Origin of the sequence: Azonexus sp. IMCC34839, from assembly GCF_047047955.1 — a bacterium.
Classification (GTDB): domain Bacteria; phylum Pseudomonadota; class Gammaproteobacteria; order Burkholderiales; family Rhodocyclaceae; genus Azonexus.
This window is the reverse complement of the sequence record NZ_CP150631.1, coordinates 2,551,574-2,564,123: the sequence shown is the minus strand read 5'-3', so window position 1 is coordinate 2,564,123 and position 12,550 is coordinate 2,551,574. Positions and strand designations below refer to the sequence as shown.

Annotated in this window: 7 protein-coding genes and 1 tRNA gene; 2 read left to right on the top strand and 6 right to left on the bottom strand. The window is 59.0% G+C overall.

What is annotated here, in order from left to right:
- Positions 1–106 precede the first annotated feature (106 nt).
- From WIF35_RS12425 to WIF35_RS12415, 3 genes are all read right to left on the bottom strand, one after another.
- Positions 107–5,143: a retention module-containing protein gene (locus tag WIF35_RS12425; protein WP_412478529.1), complete on the bottom strand. Its 5,037-nt coding sequence runs from the start codon at positions 5,141–5,143 to the stop codon at positions 107–109.
- A 580-nt stretch (positions 5,144–5,723) separates the two neighbouring features.
- Positions 5,724–5,797, bottom strand: a tRNA-Gly gene (locus WIF35_RS12420).
- Between the two features lie 53 nt (positions 5,798–5,850).
- Positions 5,851–6,345 carry a flavin reductase family protein gene (locus tag WIF35_RS12415; protein ID WP_412478528.1) on the bottom strand — a complete coding sequence of 165 codons (495 nt, stop codon included), beginning with the start codon at positions 6,343–6,345 and terminating at the stop codon, positions 5,851–5,853.
- A 64-nt stretch (positions 6,346–6,409) separates the two neighbouring features.
- Between WIF35_RS12415 and mutY the strand changes: the two genes are divergently transcribed.
- Positions 6,410–7,447 (top strand): A/G-specific adenine glycosylase, encoded by a 1,038-nt coding sequence (mutY, locus tag WIF35_RS12410; RefSeq protein WP_412478527.1) that lies wholly within the window; start codon positions 6,410–6,412, stop codon positions 7,445–7,447.
- On the opposite strand, the gene WIF35_RS12405 is transcribed toward mutY, so the two are convergent.
- Genes WIF35_RS12405 through WIF35_RS12395 form a run of 3 tightly spaced genes read right to left on the bottom strand, consistent with a single transcriptional unit; the run spans position 7,419 to position 10,410 of the window.
- Positions 7,419–8,627 (bottom strand): HD-GYP domain-containing protein, encoded by a 1,209-nt coding sequence (locus WIF35_RS12405; RefSeq protein ID WP_412478526.1) that lies wholly within the window; start codon positions 8,625–8,627, stop codon positions 7,419–7,421. The two genes, mutY and WIF35_RS12405, sit on opposite strands and share 29 nt — an antisense overlap.
- An 11-nt stretch (positions 8,628–8,638) precedes the next feature.
- Positions 8,639–9,220: a hypothetical protein gene (locus WIF35_RS12400; RefSeq protein ID WP_412478525.1), complete on the bottom strand. Its 582-nt coding sequence runs from the start codon at positions 9,218–9,220 to the stop codon at positions 8,639–8,641.
- A complete protein-coding gene (locus tag WIF35_RS12395; RefSeq protein ID WP_412478524.1) occupies positions 9,205–10,410 on the bottom strand; it encodes an HD-GYP domain-containing protein in 1,206 nt (401 codons plus the stop codon). Before WIF35_RS12395 ends, WIF35_RS12400 begins: the two co-directional genes overlap by 16 nt.
- A gap of 221 nt (positions 10,411–10,631) precedes the next feature.
- Here WIF35_RS12395 and WIF35_RS12390 point away from each other — a divergent pair, with 221 nt between their 5' ends.
- Positions 10,632–12,539, top strand: coding sequence for an ATP-binding cassette domain-containing protein (locus WIF35_RS12390; RefSeq protein WP_412478523.1), 1,908 nt, complete (start codon positions 10,632–10,634; stop codon positions 12,537–12,539).
- Positions 12,540–12,550 lie beyond the last annotated feature (11 nt).

Genomic DNA, 12,550 nt, shown 5'->3' with positions numbered 1-12,550 from the left:
GGGAGAACAAAGAGACAGAAAGCATCTTTCACATTTGAGCGGTGGAAAAAATTCTGCCCCAAAAAAAACGGGCCCGAAGGCCCGCTTTTCATTAAGGATGAACAAACTATCCAGTGATTTTGATGATGTTGCTAGCCTCATGAACCTGAGTTGCTGCACTGATATCACCATTCACCAGGACTGTCTGCTCAATGCCACCCGTGTAATGAGCCACCACTGTAGATTGATGGTCGGTGCTGTTATAAGTGACATCCAGCGAGACCACATCTTCAAACCGCAAGGTATCTCCAGAACCGAAGTCGGTGACCTTGTCGACCGCTCCAGATGGAGAGTCGGCCAGCTTGAAGACGAAGGTGTCAGCACCAGTACCGCCGGACAAGATGTCGTTACCAGCACCACCAGTAATGACGTCGTTTCCTTCCTGTCCGTAGATGATGTCGTTACCGGCACCACCATCGATCGTGTCATTACCGCCACTGCGACCACTCTCTGCCGCCAGCGTCTGGTGATTCGCCTTGATGTACGACGCTATCTGATCCTCAGTCCAGCCGAGTTGCTGGAAGACAGCATACCCAGCACCAGCTGGCATTGCACTGGTAGCGGCATTTGCATCTGCCAAGGCATCGGTGTTGACCGCATCACCAAAGATCAGGTCATTACCCGAACCTCCGATGATCTCGTCACCACCAGCCGTGGTTTGCGTGGTACTGCCACTGGTCAGGTTGCCAATCACCGTCGTCATCTGATTGGCACTGGTTACATTGGTGGCGTCGTTGGTATCGACTTGAGACAAAATGCCCAAGGCGGTTGTATCAACTGCAATACCGACAGCTTCAATGGTATAGCCAGCGCTCTGGATCTGCCCGACTTCATTCGTGGAGTCAGTAACGCCGAACACCTGATTCAACGCAGTGTTCGTGGTGACGTTAGTGGTAGTAGTCCCATTGTCATTCGTATAGGTATTGGGTTCGCCATCCGATACGAAGATCACTTTGTTGATGGTAGCGTCAGCCAACGGGGCACTGGTCTTGATCCAGGTCAGTGCTGAGGCCAAGCCGGCTTCGTAGTTGGTCCAATTGGCCATTGTCAGGGAGTCAACCGCAGCCTTTGCAGCAGTCAGCTGCGCAAGATTATCAGCCCCATTCAATGTCAATGTGAACGTACCTTTATCGCTCGCTGTCTCATTGAAACCAACGATATGAACCTGAACACTCGTTGCCCCGGAATCATAGAGACTCTGGAGAGCCGTTTTGACTGCAGTCTTCAGGGCGTCGAGACGCGATACCCCATTGATCTTATCCGCCATGCTGGTGGAGGTATCCAACACGAACACAATGTTGGCTATCGAACCAGACGTCAGAGTCGAGCCTCCCGGATCTCCCACCAGAATATCGGATCCGGACCCACCAATGATGCTTCCATCGACATCCGGCGCAAGGTTCGGGTTAGGTACTACATGGTCCGCCGTGCTGGCACCGACATCACTTGAATTGCTACCAACAACGAACAGCGGTTCCGGGCTTTGGAGATCGATAGTCAACTGAGCAACAGTCGTATCGCCGTCATAGTCCGAGAGCGTTACGTTGAAGTTCAGGTCTGCCGGATCACCTTCTGTGGCCGTCCCAAGGCTGACAAGATCGACCTTGCCATTGCCACCTGCATCGTTGGTAAAGAGCTCGATGTAATCAATTGCCGTCATATTATCGAGTGACGGTATGGTGACCACCGAGGTCGTGCCTAGCGTGGTGAGCGAGTCGCTGTCTGTAGACCCGTCGGCATAGTGGATGACGTAGTAGATCGTGTCCGAATTCGTATACCCAATGAAATCGAACGTCGCATACGTCACAGCCGGGCCACTGAACGAAGGTGGTGTGTATCCGCCAGCGCCATCAAAGTCATCCGCATCATTAAAATCGAAGCGCATGAACTCACCGGTGGTGAAGTTATTGTTCGTTACGCCCCAACCCGCTGTCGATCCATTGACGGTCGCGAAGGTAAGACCCGTTGCGTCCCCACCTGCCAACCAAGCTGCCAGATCAAAACTGGCGCCGGCATTCCAACCCGTAACTACCGACAATTGACCACTTGTAGAGTTGGTCAGAATTTGGAACGGCTGGGGGCCAGAACCAAATGCAGCAGAGCCGTCAATCGGGGTGTTGGAGATTGGACCATCCAACGGCTGATACATCTCGATCGAATATGTGTCGGTGCCCGGCGTAACCGTCAGCTTGAACACCTGATTGGATACGATGGACCAATCACTACCGGTATAAGCAATCAGGACATTCGGCGCCGATGGATCAACGTAATAACTGACAGCATCGCCACCCGAAGTCATATCAGCCGGTGCGACATTTCCGACCAAGCTGGCACCACCTCCCAAAACGACGAATCCGTCAGCTCCGGACGAAACATCAAATGTTCCGGAGAAGCTTGAGCCCGCAACGTTATCCAGCACACCGGCTTGAACCGTATTGACCGCAGGACCATCGTCGTAGAAGCGCAGGTTGCCGCCCAGATCGATCGCTTCGCTGTCCGTCGCCTGGTCACCGTCAAAGTCAGTAACGGTGGCCGAGGCGGTCAGTTCAATCTGGCCATTCGCCAGGGCGGTGTATTGGTTGTCACCCGGGGAGTTGCTGACCAGATCTGCATGGTCGATCTGTTGATACTGGGTCAGCGTGACGACGCCACTGCTATTGACCGAGACTGAGAACACCACGTTCGCAGCGTCAGCCGTTGCCGGCTCAACGTTGCCCGTCGCACCCACGATCGTGCCGTCGGCCAGCTGGAACAGGTTGACTTGAGCGCCATGGCTGTCCAGACCCGAATCCGAGCCTTCGGCTACCTTCAGCGTCAGCGCGTAGGAGACAGAAAGCGGATTTCCCGAAACCAGATCATCGGCACCGACACTGGCATTGATCTTGAATACATCGGCAAACGACTTGCTATCGGAATCACTGGCGTCACCAATGGTTTGCGCATCCTTTGTCGCCAAATTCGGCACATTTACATATTGCCCCTCGTCACCTTCCACCAAGTTAAGAGCAACTTGTACAACGGGGATGTCGTCCTGAATTTCGATGACCAAGGAGCCGGCTGGCGCACCATTCAGAGGATCACCATCGAAGTCGGTTACCTTGATGATCGAAGAGAAGTCGATGGCAGGGATACTTGAGGTTCCTTCACCATCGAGCACCAGCAATTGGAAGTTTTCCGAATTCGTTTGATCGTCAACATGATCCAGTTGGTCATCCAGATCAAATTTCCAAGTGCCATCTGCATTGACCGTTAACGTGAAGACGATTCGCGCATCCTCTCCGGAACCCGCTGTTGCGGTTAAAACATTACCTTCAACGGTATAGGCAAGCGCCTCACCTTTAGACAACAGAGTCGGCAAATCCGAAGTATCCGTCAGCAGGCCAAAAGATCCCGGGCCATCGGCACCAAAGGAAACCAGATTGGCGAGAGACCCGGCGAGACTACTACCCGTTTCATCGCTGTACGTACCACCTGTTGCACTCATCCCTGAGGTTGCAGTACCCAGTACATTCCAACCGCTCAGGCCCGGCTCGAATCCGTTGGCCACTGGGGATCCGTTGATTGCAAGATCGCTCAGCAGCAAATACGAATTAACACCGCTATCCCCAGTATTCATCACGCCGAAGCCGAGATTCAAGACACCACCGGCACTCACGACAAATGAATAGGTTTGCCAAGGTGTTTCGTTATAGCTGCCAACCTGAGCGATATCTGCCAATTGAACCGGCTCGCCGTTGATCGTAACGAAGGCGAAGTCGTTATAGGGAGAATAGTCATCTGCATTGAACGACCAGCTAAATGTGACTACATCGCCTGCATTGACATTCAATGTCGTCTGAATCGCCGACCCATTCGTTGCATCATCATAGCCACTCCCCTCGGCAGCAATTCCACTCAGGCCACCGCTTACAACGCCCAACAGGGACTCAATCGAACCCTGAGTACCAGCAGCAGAAGAGGCCAACTGAATGTAGGAGGAAGAGGAACCATCTCGATTACCTTCCGAGAGATCACCGGAATCTCCTGAGACAAGCGACATCCCTTCTTCCCTGACCGAGCCGAAGACGCCACCTTCTTCGCCAGAAAGCCAGACCGGCGTATCGTCATCAACGGTGACGCTCAGAGTGCCACCGGAGGGATCACCGCTCGCATCGGTAATTGTGTAGTTGAATACGAGGTGCAAATCGTCTTCTGTGCCAGAAATCGAGTGATCCAGCGGACGATAGAGGGTCAGTTCATACGCTCCGGATGCCGGATCGGTCAGGACAATTTCAAATACTAAGACTTCATCCTGCTCTTCGCCCCCAGGAATGATACCTCTGAGAACGAGACCATCATCACTGATCTGGTATTGAACAAGATTGCCTCCGGAATAGATATCTTCATTCTCTGGCAGAGTAACGCCCGTCCACCTGAATGCATCAACCGCTGCTGCACCATCCGGACCAAACGAATAGATGAGATTTCCAGAAACAGATGCGCCGATATCAGTTCCGATATCGCCAGCACCACCCGGATTACCAGTTTCCAGGCCATCTTCATTTACGCCAATAACGTCGTCGCCGGCACTCGGAAGTCCATTAGGTTCAATGGTCGGTTCCGGCACAGCCAAGCCTTGAAGAATGGGGGCACTTCCTGGCCCGTAGACAGGGAATTCATAGCCAGCACCTGGCACATTTTCGACAATACGCATCAGGTCGACAAAAGTGTGACCGCCATCAGCGCCGTCGCCACCCGTCAAACCAGCCGCCGCTGCATCGTCTTCAAGCAGCGCATTGACATCAAGACCGCTGCCCGTGGCTACCGTTTGAATGACCTTTGCTGCTTCACTCGAACCAAGGGGAGCGACGGAAGCTGCAGTTGCATCGGGTGCCACCGCGGTAACTTGTGCATCTAGAGAGACCGTCTGCTGTTCAGCGACGCTCAATGGCGGAGCGTTGAACATGGAAATATCCACAGCACTGCCATTCGCAGTGACGATAACGTCATGTTCAAAAACCTGGTCGCCAATATTCAGACGGCGCATCTTGCCATCTTCTCCGCGCGCGAAAACTTCACCCTTCGTTGCGGTGACGATGCCGACTGCTTGATTGTTCGTTGCCATGATGTCTCCTTGCCCATAAGGGATTAACTACAAATACACTATATATATTTGAGTTAACAAAGCCATTGCCCAAAAGGGTATAACAATCATAGTTTACATATTTCACATTTAATAAAACATGTTACGGAAAATTGACAAGCGACATATCCATATGATTTAAATTAATAAATTACAAATATCTATAGCCAATTAACAATATTGTCATATGATGAATGGGACGTTAATCGCTGATTTAAGCGCCTATTTCGCTCCAGACAGCAGGTTGGCAAGTGTCTCGGAAAAGCCATTTGATGCGCTCACTCTCCGAAGCCGGCGCCGGCTCTCGTCAGGTCAGCCTGTCCAATGACCTGAACAGCCCGGGATTGGTAGTCGCCTATCAATCCGCGGCGTTACGCAAAGCCACGTCATGCTCAGGAAGGTTCGATTTACTGAAATAGCTGATGAACTGCCGGATGGATAGCGCCGGACATAGACGAGTTCTGCTCTACGAAACTATGGCCAGATATCGAACAGATAACAAAAAAGCCAACCGGTCTAGGTTGGCTTTTTTTACAGATCAACGACCTGCAATAATTCGATGTGGAGCGGGCGATGGGAATCGAACCCACGGCATCAGCTTGGGAAGCTGAGGTATTACCATTATACGACGCCCGCTCGGTGGGCCGAGGCTGCATTCTAGACGCAGTCGGCCGGTGCTTCAACGGTTCTCAGTCGGCGCTGGCCAATTTGGCGTAGCGGCCGGCGTGGAAAAGGAGCGGCGCCTTGCTGGCATCTTCGCTGAAATTTTCGACACGGCCGATGAAAATGGTGTGGTCGCCGCCGGCCACGGCGCTCTCGTTGGCGACTTCGAAACGGGCGCAGCAGCCGGGGAAGACCGGAGCGCCGCCGGCACCGGCTTGCCAGGCGAGACCGGCAAAGCGGTCGACCGGCCAGGTGGCGAAACGGGTGGACAGTTCTTCCTGATCGAGCGCCAGGATGTTGATGGCGTGGTGGCTGGCGCGGCGGAAGGCTTCGAGGCTGTGCGAGCCGTTGTCGAGGCACCAGAGCACGAGCGCCGGGTCGAGCGAGACGGCGCTGAAGGAATTGACGGTCAGGCCGATGGGCTGGCCATCGGGATCGATCGCCGTGACGATGGCGACACCGGTGGCGAAACGGCCAAGGGCATTGCGCAGGGCGCGGCTGTCGGTCGGGGCTTGGGACATCGGACTTTGATTTGCGTCAAAAGGCCGTATTATCCGTGCTCCCGCCCCCCGCGTCGAGGCTGTTTTGTCCGTTTTACACCCTTTCACCGACCGTTTGATCCGCTGGCAGAAGCTTTCCGGCCGCCACGACCTGCCCTGGCAGAACACGCGCGACCCGTACCGCATCTGGCTCTCGGAGATCATGCTGCAGCAGACGCAGGTGGCGACGGTGATCCCCTATTACCTGCGTTTCCTCGAGGCTTATCCGGACGTTCTCGCCCTCGCTGCGGCGCCGACCGATGACGTGCTGGCCTTGTGGGCCGGGCTGGGCTACTACGCCCGGGCGCGCAACCTGCATCGCTGTGCGCAGGCCATTGCTGCGGTGCACGGCGGAATTTTCCCAAAAACCGCGGCGCAACTCGCCGAGCTACCCGGCATCGGCCGCTCGACCGCAGCGGCCATCGCCGCCTTCGCCTTCGGGCAGCGTGGGGCGATTCTCGACGGCAACGTCAAACGCGTACTGTGCCGGCAGTTCGGCATCGACGGCTTTCCCGGTTCGGCGCCGGTCGAGCAGCGGCTGTGGGCCCTGGCCGAAGAGCTGTTGCCGGACACCGATATCGAGATCTACACGCAAGGCATCATGGATCTCGGCGCGACGCTATGCACCCGCGGCAAGCCGCGTTGCGGCGAATGCCCGATGGCGGAAGACTGCGTCGCCAAACGCGATGGACGGCAAGGCGAGCTGCCTGCCGCCCGGCCGCGCCCGGCCTTGCCCGAACGCAGCGCCGACTACGCGCTGATCACTGACGGCCAGCACATTCTGCTCGAACGCAGGCCCGGTAGCGGGTTGTGGGGTGGCTTGCTGGTGCCGCCGGAGGGCGAAGCATCCGCTGTGCTCGCCAGACTTGGCCTGCACGCCGAAACAACCCGCACACTGCCGCCGCTGAAGCATACGTTCACGCATTTCCGCCTGACCCTGCAGCCGACCCTGTGCCGGGTCAGCCCAAGCGCCGCGCTCGGTGAGCCGGGTTTGCAATGGGTGGAACTGGCCAGCGCGCCCGATGCCGGCGTGCCGACACCGATCCGCAAGCTGCTCAGGCTGGTAGCCAGCGCTCCGGACTGAGGCCCCAGGCCTCGAAGGTTTCGGCACGCACGATCTGGCCGTAGTGGTTGCCGATCTTGCGCGACAGGTCGACATCGACCGGCGTCACATACTGCTTGCGCCCGGCGTGGAAGATGACGCGAACGATGGGACTGAGCAGGTTGTCGGCGTGCAGTTCCTCGACCACGGCAAGGTGGCCGCTCTGTAGCAGGACCAGCGTACCGACCGGGTAGATGCCCACGGTGCGCACGAAGGCAGAAACGAGATTGGGGTCGAACTGGCTGCCACCCTGCTCGAAGACCTGGCGCAAGGCATGCGAGGGCGACAAGGCAGCGCGGTAGGGGCGGTCCGAGGTCATCGCGTCGTAGGTATCGACGATGGCGGCCATACGCCCGGCTTCGGTGATTTCGTCGCCAGCCATGCGGTAGGGATAACCGCAGCCGTTGTAGCGCTCGTGGTGTTCGAGCACGACGGCAACCGAGGTGTCGGGCAGGCGGGTGGTCGCCTGCAGCACCGAAAGACCGGCCTCGACGTGGCTCTGTACCGTGGAATACTCGGCTTGCGACAGCATGCCCGGCTTTTCGATCAGGCGGGCGTCGATGGCGGCCTCGCCGATGTCCTTGAGCATGGTGCCGATGGCGAGTTTTTCGATTTCCGGCTCGGGCATGCCGCGATGGCGGCCAAAGGCAATGATCAGCGCCGCAGTGGCCACCGCATGTTCATGCGTGTAATCGGCCGATTGCTTGAAGCAGGCCAGCGGCACCAGGGCATCCGGGTTGCGCGTCACCGATTCGAGCATCTTGGCGACAACAGGTTCGAGGCGGCCGGCATCGACATCGCGCCCGGCACGCGCCGCCAGCATCATGTCGGTGACCAGCGAATTGGCTTCCTTGATCAGCCGAGCCGCCCTTCGGCGTTCTTCGCCAAGCGAGACAAGGCGCGGCATTTCGGCCTTGATGTCGGCCAGCGAGCGGATTTTCTGTTCGACGGCGTTGATGCGTTGGATCGGCTGCGGAATGTCGATGCCGCGCTCGGTATCGATGCTGACCTCGTGGATGCCTTCGTCCACCAGATGGGCGACATGGGCCGAGTCGCGCACCATGAAGCGTTTCCGCCAGATATTGTGTTCCAACCAGTGCTTGTGCAGATCGACGACAAACATGCCGGGCTGCAGATCGCGGATCGGAATCTTGCGGATCACGCCGGGCCTCGCTACTTCGCTTCTGCCTCGGCGGCCCGCCGCTCGGCTTGCGCCTTCTTGGCCGCCAGCCGCGCTTCGTGCTCCTCGACCTTCTTGCGCTGGCGTTCGGCTTGCTCCGCCTTGCGCTTGGCGCCTTCGGCCGCTTTTCTTTCCTTGTCGGCACGGGTTTGCTCGATTTGCGCAGCCTTCTCGGCCTGCTCAGCGCTGACCTCGCGTTCGCGCGCCTTCAATTCGGCTTCGCGTTGCGGCACTTCGGCCGCTTGACGGGCATCCTTGTCGGCCAGCTGCTCCTTCTTCACGCTGCGCTCGATGGCCTTGCCCTCGTTGATCAGGCGCTGGGCCTGATGCGACGACTTCGAATGCTGAAGCTTGGATTCCTTCAAGCAGGAACTGACCAGAAATTTCTTGTAGCAGGCCTTGGTCTGCTCGTCGAAAGTCTTGTCGATGGAATCCTGCATCTCCTTGCCTTCGGCCTGCAATTTGGCGGCCTGCTCGAGACGAGCCTCCCACGCGGCCTGCTGGCCCGGCGATGGCTCGCTCGCGGTTGCAGCCAGCGGCCAGGCCAGCAGTGCGGCAATCAGGAGGGGAGCCATTGATAGGGGTCGATTTTCCATTTCTCGAAACTTTCGAAGCTGGCGATACGGTCCTGGGTCTTGGCCAGGTTGACGATCTCCGGCGGCAGATAATGCTGTTTGGCCGCATGATAGAACACGCGGACGACCGGTTCGAGCAAATTGCCTTCATTTTGCTCGACGACCACGCCCATGCGATTGCTTTCCAGACGCACCAGCGTTCCGGTCGGATAGATGCCGATGGCGCGGATGAAGGTCTGCACCAGTTGCGGATCGAAGTGGTGGGCGCTCCATTCGAGCAGCTTCTTCAGTGCCATCGAGGCCGGCATGCCCTTGTGATAGACGCGCTCCGACGAGATGGCGTCGTAAACGTCGACGATGGCCGCCATCTGGCCATAGAGCGAAATATGCTCGCCGTTCAGCTTGCGCGGATAACCGGTGCCGTCGAAGCGCTCGTGATGCTCGCCGGCCACCTGCAGGGCGATGCGGCTGATGCCCGGCGCGTCCTTCAGTAGCAGCACGCTTTGCGCCACGTGCGACTGCATGGTGGCGAATTCCTCGTCCGAGAGCTTGGCCGGCTTGTTCAGGATGCTGTCCGGAATCTTGGCCTTGCCGACATCGTGCAACAGTCCGCCCAGGGCCAGTTCCTTGATCTGCTGGCGCTCGAGCTTCATGCCGCGGCCGAAGGCGACGAGCAGCGCGCAGACGCTGACCGAATGCTCGAAGGTGTAGTCATCGTGGTTCTTCAACCGTGCCAGCGGTAACAGGGCATCCTGGTTGCGGAAGATGGAATCGACCATGCCCTCGACCAGCGGCTCGACCCGCTCGACCTGAATCTGCTGGCCGAGGCGGACGTCCTCCATCATGTGGCGGACGATCTTGTTGGCTTCGCCGTGCAGACGGCGGGCGCGCACCGTCTCTTCCTTGACGTCGGTGGTCGCCGGCTTGTCGGTCTGCTTGCGGGCGATTTCGCGGATGCGCACATCGAGTTCGGCATTGACCTCGCCCTGGGTACGCGCCTCCCAGACGTCCGCGCCCTTGACCGTATCGATGTACAACTCACGGATGCCGAGATTGACGATCTTTTCCACGGTCGACTGATCGCGCACGTGGAAAGCATTGGTCATGAAAGGATGATCCATCCAGCCACAATTCAGGTCGTGGATATACATGCCCGGCTTGAGCTGGTCGGCGCGAATCTGCTTGATCATGCGGCGAATTTTAGCAGGCCGCCGTTATCCCGGAATGTTCATTAGGGTGCGAGACGATGGCGCGGCGTTTGGCCAGCGAATTGACGCTGGCGCGCCAAGCCAATGGTGGCCCCCATTGGCGCGAAGCGACGGCGGCAAGGCGCCGCCGAACGACCGCCAGCGCTCGTGCAAGGCCCGGCGGGCCGTCTAATGGACAATCCGGGATTATAATTCGCGGCCTCATGATCGCCTTACGCCAAGTCACTTTCGCCCGTGCCGGCCGCCCGCTGGTTGTCGATGCTTCGCTGCAAATCCACCCCGGCTGGAAAGTCGGTGTCGTGGGTGCCAACGGTTGCGGCAAATCCAGCCTGTTCGCCCTGCTCGGCGGCGAATTGCACGCCGAAGCCGGCGATGTCGATATCCCGGCCAGCTGGCATATCGCCCGCGTCGCCCAGGAAACCCCGGCCCTGCCCGATGCTGCGCTCGACTTCGTGCTCGATGGCGACAGCGAGTTGCGCCGGGTCGAACGCGAGCTGGCCGAGGCCGAAGCCAAGGGCGACGGCGAGGCCATCGGCCACCTGCACGCCCGCTATGGCGAAATTGGTGGCTACTCGGCCAAGGCACGTGCCGCCGAGGTGCTGCACGGTCTGGGCTTCACCGACGCCGATTTCTCCCGGCCGGTGGCGGATTTCTCCGGCGGCTGGCGTGTTCGCCTCAATCTCGCGCGCGCCCTGTCCTGCCGCGCCGACCTGCTGCTGCTCGACGAGCCGACCAACCACCTCGACCTCGACGCCGTCTATTGGCTCGAAGGCTGGCTGAAATCGACGCCGGCCACGCTGCTGCTTATTTCGCACGACCGCGATTTCCTCGACGCGGTAGTCGGCCAGATCATCGCCATCGATCAGCAACGCCTGAACATAACCTCCGGCGGCTATTCCGACTACGAGCGCGCCAAGGCGGCACGCCTGGCCACCCAGCAGTCGGCCTACGAGGCACAGCAGCGCGAGATCGCGCACCTGACCCGCTTCGTCGAACGCTTCAAGGCCAAGGCGACCAAGGCGCGCCAGGCGCAGAGCCGGGTCAAGATGCTGGAACGCATGGAAATTGTGGCCGCCGCGCACGTCGACTCGCCCTTCCACTTCAGCTTCCGCCAGCCGGAAAGCCTGCCCGATCCCCTGCTGGTCATTGAAAATGCCGGCGCCGGCTACGCCGACCGCAAGATCATCGACCAAGCCACGCTGACGCTGCGCCCCGGCGCCCGCATCGGCCTGCTTGGCCGTAACGGCGCCGGCAAATCGACCCTGATCAAGCTGCTGGCCAACGTGGTGCCGCAACAGGGCGGCGAGCGCAAGGAAGCCAAGGCGCTGAAGATCGGCTACTTCGCCCAGCACCAGCTCGAACAATTGCGTGAAGAAGAGTCCCCGCTGTGGCACGTCCAGAAGCTGGAGCCACTGACGCCCGAGCAGGAGCTACGCGATTACCTCGGCGGTTTCGATTTCCGCGGCGACATGGCGACGCGCCCGGTCGGCCCCTTCTCCGGCGGCGAGAAGTCGCGCCTCGCGCTGGCCCTGCTGATCCGCACCCGGCCCAATCTGCTGCTGCTCGACGAGCCGACCAACCACCTCGACCTCGAAATGCGCGAAGCCCTAACCTTCGCCATGCAGGATTTCGAAGGCGGCGTGGTCTTCGTCTCGCACGACCGCCACCTGCTGCGCACCTGCGCCGACGAACTGCTGCTCGTTGCCGACGGCAAGGTCACGCCCTTCGACGGCGATCTCGACGACTACTCCGCCTGGCTGGCCGCCCAGCGCTCGGCCGAGAAAGCGCCGGAACCCGATGCCGTGGCCGAGAAGGCCGAGCGCCTGCAACAGCGCGCCGAAGCCAAGGCCAACCGGCAGGCGCTGCTGGCCGAGCGACGCAAGCTGAGCAAGGAAATCGAGCAGATCGACAAGCAATTGGCCAAGTGGCAGGCCGAAAAAGCAGCGCTCGACGCGCAATTCGCCGATCCGGACTTCTATGCTGCGGTGGACCGGGCAAAAAGCGAAGAAATGCATCGCCTGGCCAATGCCCTTGGCGAGCAAATCGACACCGCCGAACTACGCTGGCTGGAGCTGCACGAGGCGCTAGAAGCGCTGCCCAGCGCCGACTGACGGGCATCCCC

What these genes read in the sequence shown, in the direction of transcription:
- WIF35_RS12425 (WP_412478529.1), bottom strand. Translation starts at nt 5,143, where the DNA reads ATGGCAACGAACAATCAAGCAGTCGGCATCGTCACCGCAACGAAGGGT.
- WIF35_RS12415 (WP_412478528.1), bottom strand. Translation starts at nt 6,345, where the DNA reads ATGTCCCAAGCCCCGACCGACAGCCGCGCCCTGCGCAATGCCCTTGGC.
- WIF35_RS12400 (WP_412478525.1), bottom strand. Translation starts at nt 9,220, where the DNA reads ATGGCTCCCCTCCTGATTGCCGCACTGCTGGCCTGGCCGCTGGCTGCA.
- WIF35_RS12395 (WP_412478524.1), bottom strand. Translation starts at nt 10,410, where the DNA reads ATGATCAAGCAGATTCGCGCCGACCAGCTCAAGCCGGGCATGTATATC.
- WIF35_RS12390 (WP_412478523.1), top strand. Translation starts at nt 10,632, where the DNA reads ATGATCGCCTTACGCCAAGTCACTTTCGCCCGTGCCGGCCGCCCGCTG.